Annotated in this window: 21 protein-coding genes and 1 riboswitch; of the genes, 4 read left to right on the plus strand and 17 right to left on the minus strand. The window is 37.3% G+C overall.

All coding sequences use genetic code 11. From position 1 onward, the window contains the following. Positions 1-139 precede the first annotated feature (139 nt). From K5S59_RS13485 to pcrB, 5 genes are all read right to left on the minus strand, one after another. Positions 140-910, minus strand: coding sequence for a TSUP family transporter (locus K5S59_RS13485; protein ID WP_098258197.1), 771 nt, complete (start codon positions 908-910; stop codon positions 140-142). A 96-nt stretch (positions 911-1,006) separates the two neighbouring features. Continuing rightward, positions 1,007-2,200, minus strand: a complete 1,194-nt coding sequence (locus tag K5S59_RS13490; RefSeq protein WP_120449394.1) for a CamS family sex pheromone protein — start codon at positions 2,198-2,200, stop codon at positions 1,007-1,009. A 16-nt stretch (positions 2,201-2,216) separates the two neighbouring features. Then, on the minus strand, positions 2,217-4,226 hold the full coding sequence (ligA, locus tag K5S59_RS13495; protein WP_120449392.1) for an NAD-dependent DNA ligase LigA: 2,010 nt from the start codon (positions 4,224-4,226) through the stop codon (positions 2,217-2,219). Positions 4,227-4,241: 15 nt separating this feature from the next. Further along, positions 4,242-6,485, minus strand: coding sequence for a DNA helicase PcrA (gene pcrA, locus K5S59_RS13500; protein ID WP_033656284.1), 2,244 nt, complete (start codon positions 6,483-6,485; stop codon positions 4,242-4,244). A gap of 12 nt (positions 6,486-6,497) precedes the next feature. Further along, positions 6,498-7,187: a heptaprenylglyceryl phosphate synthase gene (gene pcrB / locus K5S59_RS13505; RefSeq protein WP_000272095.1), complete on the minus strand. Its 690-nt coding sequence runs from the start codon at positions 7,185-7,187 to the stop codon at positions 6,498-6,500. Positions 7,188-7,525: 338 nt separating this feature from the next. On the opposite strand from pcrB, the gene K5S59_RS13510 reads away from it, so the two are divergent. The 4 genes from K5S59_RS13510 to K5S59_RS13525 all read left to right on the plus strand — a co-directional run bounded on the left by K5S59_RS13510 (position 7,526) and on the right by K5S59_RS13525 (position 9,740). Then, entirely contained in the window at positions 7,526-7,903 is a 378-nt protein-coding gene (locus K5S59_RS13510; RefSeq protein WP_000812333.1) for a YgaP family membrane protein, read from the plus strand. Positions 7,904-8,123: 220 nt separating this feature from the next. Beyond that, positions 8,124-8,969, plus strand: a complete 846-nt coding sequence (locus tag K5S59_RS13515) for an SPFH domain-containing protein (protein WP_000660678.1) — start codon at positions 8,124-8,126, stop codon at positions 8,967-8,969. A gap of 16 nt (positions 8,970-8,985) precedes the next feature. Further along, on the plus strand, positions 8,986-9,150 hold the full coding sequence (locus K5S59_RS13520) for a type II toxin-antitoxin system antitoxin (protein WP_001085171.1): 165 nt from the start codon (positions 8,986-8,988) through the stop codon (positions 9,148-9,150). Positions 9,151-9,257: 107 nt separating this feature from the next. After that, the gene (locus K5S59_RS13525; protein WP_120449390.1) at positions 9,258-9,740 is read left to right on the plus strand and encodes a DUF4362 domain-containing protein; all 483 of its coding nucleotides are present in this window, start codon (positions 9,258-9,260) and stop codon (positions 9,738-9,740) included. A gap of 69 nt (positions 9,741-9,809) precedes the next feature. Here the strand turns inward: K5S59_RS13525 and purD are convergent, their stop codons facing one another. The 12 genes from purD to purE all read right to left on the minus strand — a co-directional run bounded on the left by purD (position 9,810) and on the right by purE (position 22,945). Beyond that, positions 9,810-11,081, minus strand: coding sequence for a phosphoribosylamine--glycine ligase (purD, locus tag K5S59_RS13530; RefSeq protein ID WP_001101928.1), 1,272 nt, complete (start codon positions 11,079-11,081; stop codon positions 9,810-9,812). 302 nt (positions 11,082-11,383) lie between these two features. Beyond that, the gene (gene purH / locus K5S59_RS13535; RefSeq protein ID WP_000745428.1) at positions 11,384-12,919 is read right to left on the minus strand and encodes a bifunctional phosphoribosylaminoimidazolecarboxamide formyltransferase/IMP cyclohydrolase; all 1,536 of its coding nucleotides are present in this window, start codon (positions 12,917-12,919) and stop codon (positions 11,384-11,386) included. A gap of 24 nt (positions 12,920-12,943) precedes the next feature. Beyond that, positions 12,944-13,531: a phosphoribosylglycinamide formyltransferase gene (gene purN / locus K5S59_RS13540; protein WP_000088564.1), complete on the minus strand. Its 588-nt coding sequence runs from the start codon at positions 13,529-13,531 to the stop codon at positions 12,944-12,946. Continuing rightward, positions 13,528-14,568 carry a phosphoribosylformylglycinamidine cyclo-ligase gene (gene purM, locus K5S59_RS13545; protein ID WP_098873432.1) on the minus strand — a complete coding sequence of 347 codons (1,041 nt, stop codon included), beginning with the start codon at positions 14,566-14,568 and terminating at the stop codon, positions 13,528-13,530. The genes purN and purM overlap by 4 nt, the downstream gene beginning before the upstream one ends. Before the next feature lie 101 nt (positions 14,569-14,669). Then, the gene (gene purF / locus K5S59_RS13550) at positions 14,670-16,085 is read right to left on the minus strand and encodes an amidophosphoribosyltransferase (protein WP_000879028.1); all 1,416 of its coding nucleotides are present in this window, start codon (positions 16,083-16,085) and stop codon (positions 14,670-14,672) included. Beyond that, on the minus strand, positions 16,070-18,289 hold the full coding sequence (purL, locus tag K5S59_RS13555) for a phosphoribosylformylglycinamidine synthase II (protein WP_098258201.1): 2,220 nt from the start codon (positions 18,287-18,289) through the stop codon (positions 16,070-16,072). The genes purF and purL overlap by 16 nt, the downstream gene beginning before the upstream one ends. Next, positions 18,273-18,956, minus strand: a complete 684-nt coding sequence (purQ, locus tag K5S59_RS13560) for a phosphoribosylformylglycinamidine synthase subunit PurQ (protein ID WP_000666772.1) — start codon at positions 18,954-18,956, stop codon at positions 18,273-18,275. The genes purL and purQ overlap by 17 nt, the downstream gene beginning before the upstream one ends. Further along, entirely contained in the window at positions 18,953-19,207 is a 255-nt protein-coding gene (gene purS, locus K5S59_RS13565) for a phosphoribosylformylglycinamidine synthase subunit PurS (protein WP_000278821.1), read from the minus strand. The genes purQ and purS overlap by 4 nt, the downstream gene beginning before the upstream one ends. After that, positions 19,200-19,919, minus strand: coding sequence for a phosphoribosylaminoimidazolesuccinocarboxamide synthase (gene purC / locus K5S59_RS13570; RefSeq protein WP_001170535.1), 720 nt, complete (start codon positions 19,917-19,919; stop codon positions 19,200-19,202). The genes purS and purC overlap by 8 nt, the downstream gene beginning before the upstream one ends. An 88-nt stretch (positions 19,920-20,007) precedes the next feature. Beyond that, a complete protein-coding gene (gene purB / locus K5S59_RS13575) occupies positions 20,008-21,315 on the minus strand; it encodes an adenylosuccinate lyase (protein ID WP_000625687.1) in 1,308 nt (435 codons plus the stop codon). After that, positions 21,312-22,463 carry a 5-(carboxyamino)imidazole ribonucleotide synthase gene (gene purK / locus K5S59_RS13580; protein WP_000196808.1) on the minus strand — a complete coding sequence of 384 codons (1,152 nt, stop codon included), beginning with the start codon at positions 22,461-22,463 and terminating at the stop codon, positions 21,312-21,314. Before purK ends, purB begins: the two co-directional genes overlap by 4 nt. Continuing rightward, positions 22,460-22,945 carry a 5-(carboxyamino)imidazole ribonucleotide mutase gene (gene purE, locus K5S59_RS13585; protein WP_000839367.1) on the minus strand — a complete coding sequence of 162 codons (486 nt, stop codon included), beginning with the start codon at positions 22,943-22,945 and terminating at the stop codon, positions 22,460-22,462. Before purE ends, purK begins: the two co-directional genes overlap by 4 nt. A 110-nt stretch (positions 22,946-23,055) precedes the next feature. Beyond that, positions 23,056-23,157, minus strand: a riboswitch (purine riboswitch). Between the last annotated feature and the right edge of the window lie 436 nt (positions 23,158-23,593).

Genomic DNA, 23,593 nt, shown 5'->3' on the forward strand with positions numbered 1-23,593 from the left:
CCTTAGAAAAACGTTTACATGTTACAACATTATTCTACACGATAATTTAGATTTATTCAAATATTCCTAGACTTATATTTTAAAAATTAATTAATTTTTAAAATATAATAAAAAAATAGAGTTATACATACGTATAACTCTACAAAATATGAGTATATTCCAAAATGTTTTTTCCAATCAATAAAATAGTTACTAATAAAAATAAAGTTCTTACATATCCAACACCTTTTTGGACTGCAAACTTTGATCCAAAATAAGCGCCAAAAATCATCGATAATCCCATAATAATACCGTATTCAAAATGAATTACGTCTAAAAATAAAAAAGTAATTAAAGATACGATATTACTAACAAAGTTCAAAAGTTTTCCAGATGCTGCTGCTTGAATAAAATCCAAACCAATTAATAAAAATGCAAAAATTAAAAAGGATCCTGTCCCTGGTCCAAAAAATCCATCGTAAAACCCTATCATTAAAATAACAAAGAAAAATATTAATGTTTTTCTTTTCGTCATCTTCTTATAGGTAGATACACTTCCCCAATCTTTTTTTACAATAATATAAATAGCAATACACACCAACATCACAAGCACTAACGGACGTAAAATATCCGGCGGAATAAACTTTACTACTAAAGCACCTGCGACCGCCCCTATAATAGTTAACGGGATTAACTTTCCTACAATTTTAAAATCGACCTTTCCTGATCGAATAAAATAAATTGCACTCGTAAACGTCCCCATCGTTGCCGCTAATTTATTTGTTGCAATTGCCGAAGCTGGTGGTAAACCAACAAACATAAGTGCAGGAAGCGAAATTAATCCTCCACCGCCAACAACTGAATCAATAAAAGCTGCTAAAAAGCCGAATGCAATTAATAAAATAATGACTTGAAAACTTAATTCATCCATGTGCTTTACCCCTTACCCCCATTATTTATAACATTTTAAATTATAACAAAATTATTCAAGAAAAAAAGCCGTTCCATAAAGGAACGGCCCTCCTATTTAATCTAAAATTTTCACAAACGGTTCATCTTGCTTCGCTTCACGTATAATAATTGCTTCTGGGCGTTCTACAGATTTAATCGTTACTTGTACTTTCATATAATTCGGGAAGTATTCCGTAACAAGCCCGGCTACGTATTGTGTAAAACCAATTATTTCTGCTTTCCCATTAAATTGGACAGGAATATCAAGCTTTATTTCTCTTAATTCATCGTCTCTATACATACCAGTACCGATAACAGCTGTATAGTCGCCTTGGAAATAATCGCTTAGTTTTGCTTTAAAGTTCGATACTCTTGCAAGGTCTTCACGTTTATTATCTGTTTTCGCTTGTTCAGATGGGAACAAATAATATTTCTCATTAATTTGTTTCCAATCCTCAACCGTTTCACTGCCTTTTTCAACATTCGCATAAGAAACAAAGTTACCTGGCACGAGTGAAGCCTTTGGAGCCTGACGATAAATTGCAAATGTTATCGGAAGGGTTTTTGTTTCAGGATCTTCTTTATGCATAACTTTTATGATTTCTTGCGCCATTTTTTTCCCTTCAGCTAACATTTTTTCTTGTTCAATTTTAGCCTCACGCGGATAACCATGCTCTTCCTCGTAATAATGAACCGAATTCATCGCTAAACCAACTACAATGCCTTGGCGCTCATCTGTTTCGCCTTTTTTCACATAATAATCATGCTCTAAAATATTCGAAATATATATTGGATTTTTCTTGTTTTTTTCCTCTAACGGTTCAGATCCTTCACCTAACGCTGGATTTAACCCTATGTTTGGAAAATTAACTGCATCCTTTTTTAATTTATCCTCTAGTTCCTTTTGTTCAGCATCTGTACGCTTTCTTTTAACAAGCATCTGCACAGTTTGAGTTTTTAGAGTTTTTCCACCTTTAAAGAAATGATCTTTCGTACTAAAGGATTCTTTTGCAATACGCATTAATCCTGTTTCAAATTCATCTATATCAAGACGATTACTTACTCCTTGTACAACTAAACCACGTGCAGCTCCTGCGTTAAATGGAATAGTCGTCTTATAATATTCATCCGAAATAGAGTACTTCGGAACGATTGCTTGTTCTTTTGCTTTCCCCGATTTCTCAACCACTTTGTCATCTTTGTCGGCACCTGCACTACATCCACTTACAAGTAGACCAAGGCTTAATACCGCTAATGCTATTTTTTTCATGGTAAGTTTGCACCTCTTACTTATTTAGCTCTTGTAAGAACCTCTCTTCATTCCAAACCTCAACATTATGCTTCTCTGCTTGTGCTAATTTCGAACCTGCTGCTTCACCTGCAACAACTAAATCCGTACTTTTACTAACACTTCCTGTTACTTTTCCACCTAATGCCTCAATCTTCTTCTTCGCTTCACTACGTCCCATAACTTCTAATTTACCTGTTAAAACGACAGTTTTTCCTGCGAAGTACGACTCAACATTTTGTAAATCAGCAATTTTTATACCTTTGTATGCCATATTCACGCCATACTCTTTAAATTGTTGTAATAACTCTAATACATCTTCATTATCAAAATACGTCACGACAGATTGAGCCATTTTTTCACCAATCTCATTAATTGCTTTTAGTTCTTCTTCCGTTGCTTTCACAAGCGCATCCATCGTTTCGAAATGCTCTGCAAATGTACGTGCTGCTTTTGCTCCGACATGGCGAATGCCAAGGCCAAATAATAATCGCTCTAATGAGTTTTCTTTAGAATTCTCAATTGCTTGCACTAAATTCGTTGCTGATTTTTCACCGAATCGTTCTAGCTGCAATAATTGCTCTTTCGTCAACGAATATAAATCAGCAAATGTACGAATATAATCCGCATCAAAGAGTTGTGTAATGACACGTTCTCCAAGTCCATCAATATTCATTGCATTTCTTGAAACGAAATGAATTAACCCTTCTCGAATTTGAGCTGGACAAGTTGGATTTATACAACGAAGTGCTACTTCTTCTTCTAAACGAACTAGTTCACTCTCACATGCTGGGCAATGCGTTGGCATATGATATTCTTCTTCCTCACCAGTACGCTTATCGAAAAGAACGTTCACAACTTCAGGAATAATATCTCCGGCCTTCTTCACTACAACATAGTCACCAATTCGAATGTCCTTTTCACGAATTAAATCTTCGTTATGTAAAGAAGCACGACGAACGATAGTACCAGCCACTCGCACTGGCTCTAACTCTGCTGTCGGTGTTACAACTCCTGTGCGACCAACACTTAATTCAATGCCTGTTAATCTTGTTACAACTTCTTCAGCCGGGAATTTATAAGCAATTGCCCATCTTGGACTCTTTGCTGTAGTTCCTAAACTTTCTTGAAGAGCAACATCATCTACTTTTATAACGATTCCATCAATCTCATAATCAAGATGCGGGCGTTTTTCTTGCCATTCTTCTACATAAGCTATAACTTCTTCGATTGTTTCACATGTACGACGATTTGGATTTGTTTTGAATCCAAGTTCACCTAAGAAATCAAGCGATTCACTATGTGATGGAATTGTTTTTTCTTCTACATTCGCAAGACCATACACAAACATAGATAAGTTACGCTTCGCTGCAATTTTCGGATCAAGTTGGCGTATTGAACCTGCCGCCGCATTACGCGGATTCGCAAATACATCTTCACCATTTTGTTCTTTTTCTTCATTTAACTTAACGAATGAACGCTTCGGCATATAAGCTTCGCCTCGTGCTTCTAACGTTACTTCTTCATTTAAACGGAGCGGGATCGCTTTAATCGTTTTTAAATTTTGGGTAATATCTTCACCTGTTACACCATCACCACGTGTTGCCCCTTGAATGAAGCGTCCTTTTTCATAATGAAGTGAAACAGCAAGTCCGTCAATTTTTAATTCGCATATATATCTTACATTCGCATCATCAATTCCTTGGCGTACTCGTCGGTCGAAATCACGTAAATCTCCTTCGTTAAATGCATTTCCTAAACTTAACATCGGTGATTTATGTGTTACTTTTTCAAATATATCAAGAACAGTCCCCCCAACGCGAATGGAGGGCGAGTCTTCACTCATAAACTCTGGATTCTCTGCTTCTAATTTTATAAGCTCCTGCATATTACGGTCATACTCCGCATCAGAAACAGAAGGATTGTCTAATACGTGATACTGATAGTTAAATGTATTTAACAAATCACGCAGTTCTTCTATACGTTGTTTTGCTATCTCTTTTGACATATCCTCATTCCTTTCCTATTGTTTCGTCACAGGTGCAAATTTTGCTAACAAACGTTTAACACCAATTGGGCTTGGGAACGCAATATCTAATTCTTTTGCATCACCTTCACCTTTTACACTGACAACTGTACCGACTCCCCATTTTTGGTGGGAAGCTTTATCTCCTACTGCCCAGCCAATTTGCTCGCCGCCTGTCGTCTTAGCCGCCGGACGCGCGAAAGCTGAACGAGAGCGTGTTGTCGTTGTCGTTCTACTGCTACTAGCCGTTCTTCCTTTTGCACCAAACGATGTTTCACGCTTCGGCGCTGTTTCATTTAACGATTCTACTAGCTCTGCCGGGATTTCTGTAATAAATCGCGATGCGGCATTCATACTTGTTCTACCAAATAAAGTACGCATTTGTGCATTGGATAAATATAACTCTTCTTCTGCACGCGTAATACCTACATAAGCAAGGCGACGCTCTTCTTGCATTTCATCTTCTTCCATTAGAGAACGAGTATGCGGGAATATTCCCTCCTCTAACCCAACAATAAAGACAACTGGGAACTCTAATCCTTTTGCTGAGTGCATCGTCATTAAAATAACTTCCTCACCAGCAGTTGGATCTTCATCGACACGATCAATATCAGCAACAAGCGCTAAGTCTGTTAAGAATGCAACGAGGCTCTTATCTTCGCTTTGAGATTCAAATGTTTGCGTAACAGATAAAAACTCATCTAAGTTCTCTAAACGACCTTCCGCTTCTAAAGTACGCTCGTTTTTCAACATATCGCGATAGCCTGTTTTTTCAATAACTTCTTCTACCAATTCTGTAACAGATAAATACTCTTGCATATTTACCCAGTTGTGTAATAAACCTGCGAATTCTTTTACTGCCTTTGTAATTTTTGCACTTACTCCAACATGCTCAATCTCATCGAATACAGCAGTTAATGAAATTCCATTTTGTACACCGTAATTAATAATTTTATCGATAGAAGTCGCACCAATTCCGCGCTTTGGCATGTTTATAATACGTGCGAAACTAATCTCATCATCTGGATTCCCAATTAAACGTAAATATGCCAAAATGTCCTTAATCTCTTTACGATCATAGAACTTTGTACCGCCGACAATTTTGTAAGGAATATTAGATTTCAGGAAAATCTCCTCGACCATACGAGACTGCGCATTTGTACGATATAACACTGCAAAATCAGTATATTTTCGTTTTCCCATTTGAATATCGTCACGAATTTTTTTCGCAACAAAATACGCTTCGTCTTTTTCCGTTGCAGCACGATAATACGAGATTTTGCTTCCGACTTGATTATCTGTCCATAATTTCTTCGGTTTACGATTCGTATTTTTTTCAATAACAGCATTCGCTGCATTTAAAATATTTTGTGAAGAACGATAGTTTTGTTCTAACAGAATAACTTGCGCATTCTCATAGTCTTTTTCAAATGACAAAATGTTAGAAATGTCAGCCCCGCGCCAGCGGTAAATAGACTGATCTGAGTCACCTACAACACATAAATTTTTAAAACGTGCTGCTAAATGCTTAACAAGAAGGTACTGCGCTTTGTTCGTATCTTGATACTCATCCACGTGAATATATTGGAATTTGCGCTGATAAAACTCTAGTACTTCTGGAACACGTTCAAATAACTGAATCGTTGTCATAATTAAATCATCAAAGTCTAATGAGTTATTTTTCAGAAGACGTTTTTGATATTCTGTATATACATCGCTCGTTAATTTTTCATATGGATCAGCTATTGTAATTTTCTTTGCATATTTATCTGCAGATAACAATTCATTTTTTGCATTACTAATACCCGCTAAAATAGAGCGCGGCTCAAATTTCTTCGGATCAATATTACGTTCTTTCATGATTTTCTTCACAACCGTTAACTGATCGCCTGAATCTAAGATTGTAAAGTTACGATTAATACCAATACGATCGATATCACGTCGTAAAATACGTACACACATAGAGTGGAACGTAGAAATCCAAATATCTTCTGCTTCTGGTCCGACAAGTGTATCAATACGCTCACGCATTTCACGAGCCGCTTTATTTGTAAAGGTAATAGCTAGTACATTCCATGGTGCTACACCTTTTTCACCAAGTAAATACGCAATACGATGTGTTAACACACGTGTTTTACCACTACCTGCACCTGCCATTAATAGAAGTGGTCCGTTCGTTGTTTGTACTGCTTTTTGTTGCTGCGGATTTAAACCATTTAATAACCTGTCTGTCTTACTCATATACGCCTGCACCTACTCTCCTTTTACTGCTTTAACTGTTTTTAACGCGGATTTTATATCATCATAAATAATATTTCCAACAACTACTGTATCAGCGTATTGCGCCATTTCCTTCGCTTGTTCAGCATTAGAAATACCGCCGCCATAATACAACTTCGCTTGTTCTAATTCTGTTTTTACATTTTTAACAAGTTCAACATCTCCATACGTACCGCTATATTCTAAATAAAATATCGGTAAACGTAATAGCTTGTCTGCTAAACGCGCGTATGCAATCACATCATCTTCTGTTACATCGCATTTCGCATCTGTAAGCTGGGCTACTTTCGCTTCAGGATTTAAAACACAATACCCTTCCATGAAAATTTCGTCCCAATCCATAATATCCCCAAATTCTTTCAAAGCCTCATGATGAACGCCTGTTACCCATTCTACTTTTCGGCTATTTAAAACGCTTGGGATATAATAAAAATCAAATCCTGGTGTAATTGCTTCCACATCAGAAACCTCTAACACACAAGGAACCGCATATCTACGAATGCTAACTAGCATGTGTAGTACATTATCAATTGTCACCCCATCACTTCCGCCTACAATGACAGCATCTGTTCCAGACTCACAAATCATTTCTAAATGTTCATCACTTAACTCCTTATTCGGATCAAGCTTAAATACATGTTTCCACCCGGAAATATCGTACATGAAAACACCCTTTCTTTTCTCTATTTATATATATTTCTGTTCAAAATAACAGTTTATTTTCATTAGGATTTTTTAACTTCATCTTAAATATTTGTTTAAAACGGAGAATTAAGTTTGGAATTCCCTCTTCCACATTTTTTCAAACTAGAGGATTTAGTTTTGAAATTCCTTTTTATGCATTCTTTCATTATAACAAAAAAAGCTACTTACACACACGCACATTCCAACATCTTTTTCAACGTCAAATGTTGGATTACATATCTCAAAAATCACACGGGATACTAATAAGAGAAATAGTATTATCTATTTCAACTTTCATAAAAAGGAGTGTTTTTCTAATGAAGCAAAACATCGGTACAATAAATGCCCTAATTCGAATTACACTCGGACTTATCCTCTTCGGCTGTAGTAGCGCTAAACTTGTACGCAAGCCGTGGTGCACTTGGTCTAACGTCTTGCTATGGATTGGTGCAATGAAAATTGCAGAGGGAATTGTCCGTTTCTGCCCTGTTGTTGAAATGTGGAAATTCGGAAAATACATGAATATGGGGGCATTTAAAATGCCTAGCATGAATTTTACTGAAAAGGGACATGCTAAAGAAGAAGTGAATCAAACTTCCAATCACGACAAACCACGGTCAAATGGAAGCTTTGACGCTTCTGACAAAGAGATTGAGTCAGCGATTGAAGATATAATCCTGGCAAAACCGCTTTGAATCATTTGTCACGATGCAAGATGCTCTCAAAGAGACTTAGCTGCTGCAGTGGGCGGTTAAGTCTTCTTTATTTTACCATAAATCAGAACGTACATTCTCATTTTAGACCTTAAAATATACATAAGCGGTACCCAATCAATAAAATTCAGAAAATTAGGTGTAAACCCCTTGCTTAAAGTGATATAAAAGTGATATCATTTTTATATCAGGAGGCGATCATATGAAAGAAAAACAAGTATTTTATGTTAATGGTTTTCTTGGGATTATTGGAATTTTGATTTTAGCCGCTATCGGTGTATTTTTCCTTATACAAGAGATTTTCATAGGAGCAGCATTAACTATTATTTTAGCCGCAGTTCTTGCTACAGGTATTGGTATTGTTCAACCCAATCAAGCGAAAGTCATTACGTTTTTCGGTAATTACTTAGGAACAATTCGTCAAAATGGTTTATTTTTAACGATTCCGTTCGCATTCCGTCAAACTGTATCGTTACGTGTTGAAAACTTTAATAGTAAGAAATTAAAAGTAAATGATGTTGAGGGAAATCCGATTGAAATTGCAGCCGTTATCGTATATAAAGTTGTTGATTCTGCAAAAGCAATGTTCGGTGTTGAACATTACGATCGATTTGTAGAAATTCAAAGTGAAACAGCAATCCGCCACGTTGCAACAAAATATCCTTATGACAATTTCCAAGATGAAACTTGCATCACGTTACGTGGAAACACGGAAGAAATCTCTGAAGAATTAAAACGTGAGTTAGAAGCACGCCTTGAAATCGCTGGCGTAGAAGTATTAGAAACTCGTTTAACACATTTAGCTTACGCAACAGAAATTGCCCATGCAATGCTCCAACGTCAACAAGCAAAAGCAGTATTAGCTGCTAGAAAAGAGATTGTTGAAGGTGCTGTGAAGATGGCAAAAGATTCAATCCATATGTTAGATGAGGAAGGCGTACTGGAACTCGATGACGAGCGTAAAGCAAATATGGTGAACAATTTATTAGTTGCCATCGTTTCAGATAAAGGTGCGCAACCAGTTATTAATACAGGAAGCCTATACTAAAAGGTTGTAAATTATTATGGCTAAAAAGAAAAGCTTTCCATTACGTATTGATCCTGAATTACACGCTGTCATCGAAAAATGGGCGAATGATGAGTTTCGTAGCGTCAATGCACACATCGAATATTTACTTCGAGAAATGGCAAAGCAAAAAGGAAAATTGAAAAAAGATAAAGATGCATAAAAAATCCCGCTGAGAAATCAGCGGGATTTTTTAATACAATGATGATGTTTTCTTTGTAATCATATCTTAAAATATAGATATAACATTATTAATGGAGGTGGTTCGCTTTGCCTATAAAACATTACTATAAGAAAACGAGTTTATTCTTCATTGCACTACTCTCATTCAATCTTGTCGCTTGCTCAAATAAACGACCAACGATCGATACATCTAATAAAGAATATAGTTTTGAAACGGCCCAAAAATATGGTGATGTCATTCAAAAGAATGACACAATTTACAATATCGAAAAATTAGATACCTTCATTAAAAAATATAATTCAAATAAGAGTCACGCCATTCGAATCACTCGATTTAACGAAAAAGATGAACCTCTCATTATAGATTTAACAGTAAAAAAAGGAAGGGAAACGACATCTTTGTATTATGATGTTGATTACTCAAAAACAAGCGACCGAAATACAGAAAACCAAAAAAATCAATATTCCAATAGTAGTTGCCAAAAAATTTCAAAGAAAGTTTCATCAACAGCAATAACTTATCAATTACAATGCCCTGACATTATCGATCTTATAAAAGTTCCTAAATAAAATAATAAGAAAAGCGGAGAATGAACTACATCATTCTCCGCTTTTCCTGCCGCTAAAAATTTAATATTACTAGCTTCTCGTCATCTCATGCCCAATTGCACGATATCCTATATCACTTCGGTAAAATAGACCATCACTCTCAATTTTATCGATTTCTTTATACACCTTATCTTTCGCTTCTTGTAAACTATTTGCCTTACAAGCAACAAATAGTACACGGCCACCGTTTGTTACAAAGTCACCATGCTTCATCGCTGTGCCTGAATGGAAAACAATTACATCCTGCAATGCGTCTAATCCGTTAATAATGTCACCTTTTTTATATGCTTCTGGATATCCTTTTGAAGCAAGTACGACACCGATTACGGCTTCTTCTGACCATTGTAACGTTAACTCACTTTCATCTAATACAGCGTTACATACATCAACTAAATCATTTTCTAAGCATGGTAATACAACTTCTGTTTCAGGATCGCCAAAGCGGGCATTAAATTCAATTACCTTTGGGCCATCATTTGTTAAAATAAGTCCCGCATATAAAATTCCTGTAAATGAACGGTTTTCTGCAATCATCGCTTTAGCAGTTGGATGTAATACCGTTTTTATCGCCTCTTGAACTGCTGATTCTGGAATTTGTGGTACTGGAGAATACGCGCCCATTCCGCCTGTATTTGGACCTTTATCACCATCAAAAGCACGTTTATGATCTTGCGCAATTACCATCGGATGCACATTTGTTCCATTCACAAATGCCATTAATGAAAATTCTTGTCCATCTAAAAACTCTTCAATAACAACCTTCTTACTTGCTTCGCCGAACTTTACATCTTGTAGCATTTCTTTCGCAGCTTGTAATGCCTCTTCAAGTGTCATTGCTACTGTTACACCTTTACCAGCAGCTAATCCATCTGCCTTAATAACAATCGGTGCACCAACTTTTTGAATGTACTTTACTGCTTCTTCATAATCTGTAAAAGTTTCATATGCCGCAGTTGGAATATCATACTTTTTCATCAATTCTTTCGTAAAAGCCTTACTACCTTCAATAACAGCAGCCGCCTTATTTGGGCCAAATACACGAAGTCCCTCTTCTTTAAAACGATCAACAATTCCATTCATAAGCGGAATTTCTGGTCCAACGAAAGTTAATTCAACCTTATTCTCTTTAGCAAATAAAACTAATGCATCAAAATCATTTTCATCAATATCAACTGGTGTTGCAACATCGCGCATACCTTCATTACCCGGTGCTACATATACCTTTTCCACCTTTGCAGATTGTGCAAACTTCCAAGCTAAAGCATGCTCACGCCCACCGCGGCCGATTACTAAAACATTCATATTTCATCCCCCAATACTTAAATAAGTACAAACTAGAAGCTATGCTCCTAGTTTGTTTTCATATCAATAAAAGTTTAAAAAAGAGAATCAAGAACAACGACGACGTGCGACAGTTATCTCGACCGGACCTTTTAAACATCCATATCAAGCACAGTTTAAAAGGGAGGATTGGGAGAACCGAGCAGGTCAAGGCGCATTCGCCAGGAGGACACGGAGTGTAGTTTTCCTACATGAGTACCGCACTGGTAATGCAACGACGACATGCGAAGGTTATCTCGACCGGACCTTTTAAACATCCTCTATTAGTGTTTGAAATGACGTACGCCAGTGAACACCATAGCAATCCCATACTCATCTGCCATCTTAATAGAATCTTCATCACGGATTGATCCGCCTGGTTGAATGATTGCTGTAATTCCTGCTTTTGCTGCTGCTTCTACTGTATCTGGCATTGGGAAGAAAGCATCAGATGCAAGTGCGCTACCTTGTGCTTTTTCGCCAGCTTGTGTAATTGCGATTTTTGCAGAACCTACACGGTTCATCTGTCCCGCGCCTACACCAACTGTCATGTTATCATTCGCTAAAACAATTGCATTTGATTTCACATGTTTTACAACTTTCCAAGCTAGTTTTAAATCTTTCCACTCTTGCTCTGACGGTTCACGTTTTGTCGGAATTGAAATTGTACTTTCATCTAATGATAACGTATCTTCCTCTTGAACAAGAAGACCACCTTGTACAGAAGTTAATTTTTTGCTTGCGCTTGTCGCTTTTTCAATATCTACAGTTAGTAAGCGTAAGTTCTTCTTGCTTTGCAATACTTCTAAAGCTTCTTGTGAGAACGACGGAGCGATAACAATTTCTAAGAAAACTTCATGTAACTTTTCAGCTGTAGCTTTGTCAATCTCACGATTTGCTGCGATAATACCACCGAAAATGGATACTGGATCTGCTTCATAAGCGCGTGTGTATGCTTCATGAATATCAGTTCCTACTCCAACACCACATGGATTCATATGTTTTACCGCTACTACTGCTGGTTCTGTAAATTCTTTCACGATACTAAGCGCTGCATCTGCATCGTTAATATTGTTATAAGATAATTCTTTACCGTGCAATTGTTCTGCGTATGCAACAGAAGAAGTTACAGCGAATGGCGCTTTATAGAATGTTGCTTTTTGATGTGGATTTTCTCCATAACGTAAATCTTGTTTTTTCTCAAATGTCACTGTTAATGTTTCTGGGCTTTCTTCACCCATTTGCTCTGTTAAGTAGTTAGAGATTAACGCATCATATGCCGCTGTATGACGGAATACTTTCGCTGCTAATTTACGTTTCGTTTCTTCTTTTACTTCACCGTTCTCTTTCAGTTCTGCTAATACAACATCGTAATCTACTGGATCTACAATTACCGATACAAATTTATGATTTTTCGCAGCAGAGCGAATCATTGTTGGACCACCGATATCAATATTTTCAATTGCATCAGCAAATGTTACATCAGGCTTAGCGATTGTTTCTTTAAATGGGTATAAGTTAACAACAACAAAATCAATTGGCTCCATACCTAACTCATTCATTTGCGCTACATGCGTTTCATTATCGCGAACTGCTAATAGACCACCATGAATATTTGGATGTAATGTTTTTACACGACCATCCATAATTTCCGGGAACCCAGTTACTTCAGAAATACCGATTACTTGTAAGCCGTTTTCTTCTAGTAATTTTTTCGTACCACCTGTTGATATAACTTCGATTCCTTGTTCTAGTAAACCTTTAACAAATTCTACTACTCCTGTTTTATCTGAAACACTTACTAATGCACGCTTTTTCATCTATCTTTCACCCCTGGTTGTATGTTAGTTAACAGTTGGTTCTTTCACAGATTGAACAATTTGATTCACTGTATTTACGTATAATTTATGTTCAACTTGTTGAATTTTCTTTTGTAAGCTTTCTCTCGTATCCCCTTCAGAAACAACTACCGCCTCTTGTGCAATAATTGGCCCTGTATCCATACCTGCATCTACATAATGAATCGTTACTCCAGTTACTTTCACACCTGCTTCTAACGCTTGATCAACAGCATCTTTCCCTGGAAAACTCGGTAATAGTGATGGATGAATATTAATAATCTTTCCGCCGTAGGCTTCTAGTAAAGTTGGTCCAATTAAACGCATATATCCAGCTAAAATAACATAATCAATTTCATACTCTTCTAGCTTCTTTAATATTTCTTTTTCAAACGCTTCTTTTGACTCATATGCTTTCGCTGAAAAAGCGAAACATGGAATATGATGATAATGTGCCCGTCCAACAGCACGTGCTTCTGGTTTATCACATACTAATAAACTAATATCCGCGTCTAATCTTTTTTCTTCTACCGCATTGATAAGAGATTGAAAATTAGAGCCGCTCCCAGAAGCAAAAACTGCTAATCTACTCATAGTGCCGCTCCCCCATTAAAGGTAACGCCGGCCCCTTGTACAGTACGGCCAATAATACTAGCTGTTTCTCCTTGCTCTTCAAGAAGACGAACGATATCTTTTGCCTCTTCTTCCTTCACTGCTACTACCATACCAATACCCATGTTAAAAATATTGAACATTTCTTTCTCTTCTAGTTTTCCAACTTCTTGAAGTAAACTGAAGATCGGTTGAATTTTCCAAGATCCTAATTCAATTTCTGCACCGATTCCTTCTGGTAACATACGTGGAATATTTTCAATGAATCCGCCACCTGTAATATGCGCCATACCGTATACTTCATATTTCTTCAATAGTTCTAAAATAGGTTTGACATAAATTTTCGTTGGTTTTAATAATTCTTCACCAAGAGGTAGTTCTAAGCGTCCGTAAATACGATCTAAAGATAGTTCTCCATCTTCTAATAATACTTTTCGTACTAAAGAATAACCGTTACTATGAATACCGCTAGATGCTAAGCCAATTAATACGTGACCAGCTTCAATTTTTTCACCTGTTACAATTTTCTTTTTATCAACAATACCAACTGTAAAACCAGCTAAATCGTATTCTTCCGTAGAATACATACCTGGCATTTCAGCTGTTTCCCCACCAATTAATGCACAACCAGCTTGGCGACAGCCCTCTGATATACCTTTGACGATGTTTTCAATTTTACTAGGTTCAGCTTTACCACAAGCAATATAATCAAGGAAGAAAAGCGGCTCTGCTCCTTGGACAACAATATCATTTACACACATTGCTACTGCATCAATACCAATTGTGTCATGTTTACCTGCCATAAAAGCGAGCATCAATTTCGTTCCCACGCCATCTGTTCCAGATACTAATACAGGTTCTTCTAATGCAAATTTTGATAGATCAAACATACCTCCAAAACCGCCTAAACCGCCTAGTACTTCTTTTCTCATTGTTGTTTGTACGTGTTTTTTCATGCGAGATACCGCTTCATATCCAGCTTCAATATCTACTCCTGCTTGCTTATATGCATTCGCCATCGTTATCTACACCTCGTCTTTTAATTTCTCCCTATCTAGGGCAGGCCGTTTTAAGAAAGAAGCTAGCTTCTACATCAAAAGAAGTAGAAGCTTTTTTCTTCTTATTTCATACTTTCTAAAAGCTCTTGCTCATAATCATAAAGAGCTGTTGGGTAATCTCCATTGAAGTAAGCCATACATAGACCGCCGTATTTCCCTTCATATGGACGTCCAATTGCATCTACTAAACCATCTTCACTTAAAAATGTTAATGAGTCTGCACCGATTATTTCACGAATTTCTTCTACTGTATGATTTGCTGCAATTAATTCTTTTCTCGTTTGAATATCAATGCCATAGAAGCATGGATATTTCAGAGGTGGTGACGCAATTCTTACGTGAACTTCTGTCGCTCCAGCCTCGCGAAGCATGCGAACAATTCGTTTACTCGTTGTTCCTCTTACGATAGAATCGTCAATCATAACAACTCGTTTTCCTTCAACTACACCTCTTACTGCTGAAAGCTTCATCTTAACCCCTTGCTCTCGCAGTTCTTGAGAAGGTTGAATAAACGTACGTCCAACGTAACGATTTTTAATTAATCCTAACTCATATGGAATACCTGTTGCCTCCGCATAACCAATTGCTGCCGAAATACTAGAGTCTGGCACGCCAGTAACAACATCAGCTTCAATAGGAGCTTCTGCCGCCAAACGTTTTCCCATGTTTTTACGTGCTGCATGGACGTTAATACCTGCAATATTAGAATCTGGACGCGCAAAGTAAATGTACTCCATACTACAAATTGCATGATCTACTTCATTTGTAAAACGATCTACGTGAATTCCTTCATCATTGATGATAAGTAGTTCACCTGGTTCTACATCACGAATGTATGTTGCACCTACTACATCGAAAGCACATGTTTCCGATGCTACAACGTAAGCATCCCCCATCTTTCCAATTGAAAGAGGACGGAATCCATTCGGATCTAGTGCAACGATCATTTCATTTCCAGTTAGTAAAAGATATGCAAACGCACCTTTTACTTTATTTAGAGCCTCTTTTACACTCTCAATTAATGAATCTTTCGTACTACGTTTAATAAGATGTAAAAGTACTTCTGTATCTGAACTTGTTTGAAAAATACTTCCCTCTGCTTCTAATTCGCGGCGAAGCATTTTTGCATTAATTAAGTTTCCGTTATGAGCTAATGCCATACTATGATCAGAAAAACGGAATAATAATGGTTGAACGTTAGCAACTTCACTTCCGCCAGCTGTCGCATATCGTACGTGTCCAATTGCTGATTTTCCATTTAAGCCTTCTAGCTCACCTCTTGAAAATACTTCCGATATTAAACCTAACCCCTTGTGACCAACAATTTTCTCACCATTATTTACGACGATGCCTGCGCCTTCTTGTCCACGGTGCTGTAAACTATGCAATCCGTAATACGAAACTTGTGCTGCATTTTCATGCCCCCAAATTCCAAAAACGCCACATTCTTCATTTAACCCCTTTATTTCAGCAAGCATGGGATTGCCCCTTTCCAAGCCTTTCTCATTTCATCTACATTTGCTGTAAGTAATACTTCATTTTCTTCATTATGAATTGTTATTTCATTTGTATTTGTCACTTCTCCAACTTGAAGTGCTTCTACCGCTTTCTCGAACGCTTCCTTATTTTCACGTTTTACAGTGATAACGAAGCGAGATTGTGATTCAGCGAATAATACGGCTGTTGCTTCTCCATCTAATTTCACAGTAGCACCTAAGCCGTTAGCACCAATTGCGCTTTCTGAAATCGCAACTGCTAAACCACCTTCTGCAACATCATGAGCAGATTGAACAAGGCCAGCTTGAATTGCTGCTAATACTTGTTTTTGACGCTTTAATTCTACATCTAGATCGATGCTTGGCGATTGACCGAAAATTTTGCCGTGAATCATTTTCTGTAATTCACTTCCACCAAACTCAGCTTTCGTCTCTCCAATTACATAAACTAAATCGCCAGCTTGCTTAAACTCTTGTGTTGTTACATGTTTTAAATCGTGTACAAGTCCAACCATCCCAACTGTCGGTGTTGGATATACAGCTTCACCACTACGTTCGTTATACATTGATACGTTTCCGCCGATAACTGGCGTTTGTAATGTGCGACAAGCTTCACTCATACCATCTACTGATTTCTCAATTTGCCAGAAGATTTCTGGTTTTTCTGGATTACCGAAGTTTAAGCAATCTGTAATTGCAAGCGGCTCTCCTCCAGAACATACGATATTACGTGCTGCCTCTGCTACTGCAATTTTACCGCCCACTTCTGGATCTAAATAAATGTAGCGAGAGTTACAATCTGTCGTCATTGCTAATCCTTTTTCTGTACCGCGTACACGTACAACTGCCGCATCTGAACCTGGTGTAACAACTGTGCTTGTACGAACTTGATAATCATATTGATCATAAACCCACTCTTTACTTGCAATCGTCGGTTGTTGTAATAGAGCGAATAACGTTTCTTTATAATTTTCTACTTTTGGTGTTTCCATTTTCATTGCCTGGAATTCAGCAAAGTATGCTGCTTCTTTTGATGGTTTATGATAAATTGGTGCTTCTTCTGCAAGAGCATCTGCTGGTACTTCAGCTACCTTTTCACCTTTATGGAATAAGCGAAGCATTTTGTCTTCCGTTACTTTCCCCATCGTAACGGCTGCAAGACCGTACTTCTCAAATAAATCTACTATTTCTTGCTCTCTACCCTTTTTCACAACGATTAGCATACGTTCTTGTGATTCAGATAGCATCATTTCATATGGTGTCATTCCTGTTTCACGCTGCGGTACATCATCTAAGTACATTTCAATACCCATTCCTGCTTTACTTGCCATTTCCGCAGAAGATGATGTTAAACCAGCTGCACCCATATCTTGAATTCCAACAAGTGCATCTGACTGAATCAGTTCTAAGCAAGCTTCAATAAGAAGTTTCTCCATAAATGGATCTCCTACTTGAACTGCTGGACGCTTCGCTTCTGAGCTTTCAGATAACTCTTCAGATGCGAATGTTGCACCGTGAATACCGTCACGACCAGTTGATGCTCCTACGTACATTACTGTATTTCCAGCACCGTGCGCTTGCCCTTTTTTAATATCTTCATGATTAATTAAGCCTACGCACATTGCATTTACAAGTGGATTTCCTTCATAACATGGATCAAACTGTACTTCGCCGCCAACAGTCGGAATGCCGATACAGTTACCGTATCCTGCAATCCCTGCTACTACTTCTTCAAATAAATATTTCACACGTGGTGACTGTAATTCACCGAAGCGAAGTGAGTTTAATAAAGCTACTGGGCGTGCTCCCATAGAGAATACGTCACGGATAATACCACCAACGCCTGTTGCTGCTCCTTGATATGGTTCAATAGCAGATGGGTGGTTATGACTCTCCATTTTAAATACAACCGCTTGATTATCACCGATATCTACAATTCCAGCACCTTCCCCAGGTCCTTGTAAAACACGCTCACCTGTTGTTGGGAATTTTCGAAGCACTGGTTTTGAATTTTTATAACTGCAATGTTCAGACCACATAACTGAGAATAATCCTGTTTCTGTATAATTTGGCAGACGGCCTAAAATCTTTTCAACCATGGCAAACTCTTCGTCTGTTAGCCCCATTTCCGCATATATGCGCTCTTCTTTAATTTGTGTTGGATTTGGTTCAAGCATTAACGACATATGTTTCCCTCCACTGTTTTAAGATAGATTGAAAGACTTTTAACCCTTCAGCACCGCCCAGTAATTCATCTACAGCACGCTCTGGGTGTGGCATCATACCAAGTACATTTCCTTTTTCATTTACAATACCAGCAATATCTGAAACGCTTCCATTCGGGTTTTCTACGTAACGGAATGCGATTTGATTATTCTCTTCTAATTGTTTAAGAGTCTCTTCATCACAATAGTAATTCCCCTCACCATGTGCAATTGGGATATTAATGACTTCATCTTTTTCATATTGTGATGTAAACATCGTTTCATTATTTTCAACACGTAACTGAACTGTTCGGCACATAAATTTCAAGTTTTCGTTTCTCATTAATGCTCCTGGTAGTAATCCTGATTCAACAAGAATCTGGAATCCATTACATACACCTAAAATCGGCTTTCCTTGCTCAGCAGCTTTTTGCACTGCTTTCATTGCATTCGCGAAGCGAGAAATAGCACCACAACGTAAATAGTCACCGTAAGAGAATCCACCAGGTAGTAAAATTGCATCATATTCATCTAAATTCTCTCTATCGTGCCAAACGTAATCTACTTCTTCACCAAGCTCATCTTTAATTGCATGGAACATATCGACATCACAGTTCGAACCTGGGAATACTATAACTGCAAATTTCACTGTGCGACAACCTCCTCAACTTCATAACGGAAGTCTTCCATTACAACGTTTGTTAATAGTTTTTCACACATTTCTTTTACCTTTGCGTCAAGGTCAGATACTGATTTATCAATTGTTAATTCCATATATTTTCCGATTCGAACGTCTTGTACTTCTGTGAACGAAAGACTATGAAGTGCCCCTTTTACTGCTGTTCCTTGTGGATCTAATACGCTTTCTCTTAATGTTACATATACCTTAACTTTATACATGTGAAATTCCCCCTAAACGTTTTAAAATCTCTTCATAAGCTTCTGTTAAATTTCCAAGGTCACGACGGAATACGTCTTTATCAAATTTTTCATTGCTCGTTTCATCCCATAAACGGCAAGTATCTGGTGAAATTTCATCTGCTAAAATGATTTCTCCTTCATCTGTTACACCAAACTCTAATTTGAAATCTACTAATCTTACACGACAGCTTGCGAAATGATCAATCAACACTTGATTGATTTGTAGAGCCATTTCTCGTAATACGCTTACTTGCTCTGGCGATGCAACGTTTAATACACGAATATGATCTTCCGTTACAATTGGATCTCCTAAATCATCATCTTTGAAGTAAAATTCTACGATTGGTTCTGCAAGTACAGTTCCCTCTTCCATTCCTAATCGTTTTGAAAGACTTCCTGCAATTACATTTCTTGTGACAACTTCTAAAGGAATAATACTCACTTTTTTAACAAGTTGCTCTATCTCAGATAACTTCTCAACAAAATGTGTTTTAATTCCTACTTCTTGTAACTTTCTGAACAATAAAGTTGTAATCTCATTGTTCAAACGACCTTTTCCTGTAATCGTCTCTTTTTTCTCCCCATTGAAAGCAGTCGCACTATCTTTATACTCTACCCAAACCATATCTGCTGATTCTGTACGATAAATTCTTTTTGCCTTACCTTCATACAGCAATTCTAGCTTTTGCATTTCGCAAGCCCCCTGTAGTTTGAAAAATGTGAATAATATTTTTATAAAGAATGGCACAGAATGACTCTATTCTGTGCCATATGGAATTTTACGCTTCGTTTAATCCTAAGCGTTCAAAGATTGTATCAACGTGTTGCATATGATGCTCATAGTTGAAGCATTCATTAATTTCTTCTTGTGTTAACTTGCTCGTAATGCGCTCATCAGCTTCTACAAGCTCTTTAAATTGTACTTGTGTTTCCCAAGCTTCCATCGCTTTAGGCTGTACGATATCATAAGCTTCTTCACGTACCATACCTTTGTCGATTAATGTAAGCATTACACGCTGAGAGTAAATTAAGCCGTATGTTCTTGTCATATTGCGTTTCATATTCTCTGGGTATACAGTTAAGTTTTTAACGATATTACCAAAGCGATTTAACATGTAGTTTAATGCGATTGTAGCATCTGGTAAAATTACACGTTCTGCCGAAGAGTGAGAAATATCACGCTCATGCCATAATGGAACATTCTCATACGCTGTCATCATATAACCGCGGATAACACGAGCTAAACCAGTCATATTTTCTGATCCGATTGGATTACGTTTATGTGGCATTGCAGAAGAACCTTTTTGGCCTTTTGCGAAAGCCTCTTCAACTTCACGTGTTTCACTCTTTTGTAAACCACGAATCTCAACTGCCATCTTTTCAATAGATGTTGCGATTAGTGCAAGTGTTGACATGTAATGAGCATGGCGATCACGTTGTAATGTTTGTGTTGAAATTGGTGCTGCTTCTAATCCTAAGTTTTCACAAACATACTTTTCTACGAATGGATCGATATTTGCGTATGTACCAACCGCACCAGATAATTTACCAACGCGAACTGTATCCGCAGCTTGTTTGAAACGCTCTACGTTACGTTTCATTTCTTCATACCAAAGACCAAGTTTTAAACCAAATGTTGTTGGTTCTGCATGAACACCGTGTGTTCTTCCCATCATGATCGTGTATTTATGCTCTTTCGCTTTGTTAGCTAAAATGCTTACAAAGTTTTCTAAGTCTTTTAATATGATTTCATTTGCTTGTTTTAAAATGTAAGATAACGCTGTATCTACTACGTCTGTAGATGTTAAACCGTAATGAACCCATTTACGTTCCTCACCTAATGTTGGTGTTTCTGATACAGCACGAGTGAATGCAACTACGTCATGACGTGTCTCTTTTTCAATTTCATAAATACGATCAATATCAAATGATGCATGCTCACGAATTTTTTTAACATCTTCTTTTGGAATATCGCCAAGCTCAGCCCATGCTTCACAAGCTAAAATCTCAACTTCTAACCACGCTTTAAATTTGTTCTCTTCCGTCCAAATTGCACCCATTTCTGGGCGTGTATAACGACTAATCATTTTTTTCCCTCCAACAGTTGTTCTTGATGGTCCCAAATATGCAAACTCTTTGCTTTTTCTAGGGCGACTTCAATATTATCATTTAAAATATTAACATGCCCCATTTTTCGCTTCGCTTTTGCTTCTTCTTTTCCATACAAGTGTAAATAGCACCCGGTTAATCTATTCACTTGTCTTAGGACCCCTTCTATATGTTCGCCTAAAATGTTTACCATGACAACTGGTTTTAACAAATTTGTTTCTCCAAGAGGTAAATTACAGATTGCTCGAATATGTTGACCGAATTGACTCGTTTCACATGCATCCTGTGTATAATGGCCTGAATTGTGAGGTCTTGGTGCTAATTCATTAATATAAATCTCACCATCAGCTGTAGCAAACATCTCTACCGCTAGTGTTCCCACAAGTTCTAGTTCATCCGCGAGCACCTTTGCATAAGCAATTGCTTTTTGAGAAAGTTCTTCTGTAATGCGAGCTGGAACGATAGATTCATGCAAAATGTTATTTACATGAATATTTTCCGCTACCGGAAATACTTTCGTTTCACCACTTACACTACGAGTGACAATAACTGATACTTCTTTTTCAAAAGGCACCCATTTCTCTAAAATACACTCTGCTGCATTCGCAAGCTCTCGCGCTTTATCAACGTCAGCTTCACTTCTTAAAACAACTTGCCCTTTCCCATCATATCCACCTGTCGTTGTTTTTAAGACGGAAGGATATGATAACTCGGTAATTGCTTCAGTAAGCTGCTCTTCGTTTTGAACCAATCTATACGTTGCTACTGGTAATCCCGCTTTTTCAATTGCATTCTTTTCTGTAAAACGATTTTGCGTTTTACTTAACAACTGACTGCCTTGCGGTAAGTAAGCATGTTTTTCAAGCCATTGCAAACATCTATAATCAATATTCTCAAATTCATATGTGACAACATCACTGATCTCCGCTAAATGCTGAATTGCTTTTAAATCATCATATGATGCAACAACTTCAATATCCGCAACTTGTGCACATGGTGAATTTTTTGTAGGATCTAAAACAGCAATTTTATATCCCATCTCCTTAGCTGCCAATGCCATCATTCTTCCTAGCTGGCCGCCTCCAATAATGCCGATTGTTTTTCCAGGTAAAATGATTCTCGTCATACTAGCTCACTACCTTCGCGCACATCTTTTTCAATTGCTTCTCGTCTCAATTCTAATGCATCATGTATATCATCATGAAATGATCCAAGTATTTGTGCAGCAAGTAAACCAGCATTTGTTGAACCAGCCTTACCAATTGCAACAGTTGCAACCGGAACCCCTCCTGGCATTTGGACGATGGATAATAATGAATCTAAGCCGTTTAACGCTTTTGATTGAACTGGAACTCCGATTACAGGAAGATTCGTCTTCGCTGCAACCATTCCTGGTAAATGCGCTGCTCCACCAGCTCCAGCAATAATAACTTTCAATCCACGTTCACGAGCCGTTTCTGCATATTCAAACATATAATCCGGAGTCCGATGAGCTGATACAACTTTTTTCTCATACGGTATATTTAATTCATCTAAAATGTCACAAGCATATTTCATTGTTTCCCAGTCTGACGTGCTTCCCATTATGACTCCAACTAGTGATTTCATATTAGAATCCCCCCGATTCAAATAAAAAAAGCCTGAAATAGAACAGTTTCTCTTTTACTATGAGAGAAAGTGCTCTACTCAGGCATACGTATCCCTTGTGAATAGAAAAATACCGAGTGACTTTCCCTCATAGTCTAACGAATAACGGTCGTTAGGTAGAGACTTGCAGGCCATATCCCCGCGATTATATGAGGTCTTATATATTATTCTTTCTATGGCTATATTAACAATATTTCATAAACAATGTCAACAAATAATCGAATGTTTTTTTATCACTCACCAATAACGTTCGTGTTTTAGTTATATTCAAAAGGATAATTGTAACTATATGCAAAAAGGATAAGAAATTAGAACATATATTTCTAGAAATCTATCGCACATATAATAGTTCATATTCATTTTATTTATAAGAAGAACAATATAAAAAAACAACTACACTCTTTCACATTTGTTCCTTTGTATCGCAGTCATTGCTGTAATGATTGAATACTCCTTTATATCATCTCACTTTTAACATTCCCTATTATAGGAATTATTTTAGGAGCACTTGGAAAACCTGAAAAACAAAAAATCATTACTATTACTTAGAATAGCCTTATTTTCATTCTTTTTTCTTCTTTAGGCTTATATAAAAATAAACACAAAAAA

The organism is Bacillus sp. BML-BC051 (assembly GCF_019656175.1).
Taxonomy (GTDB): Bacteria; Bacillota; Bacilli; order Bacillales; family Bacillaceae_G; genus Bacillus_A; species Bacillus_A mobilis.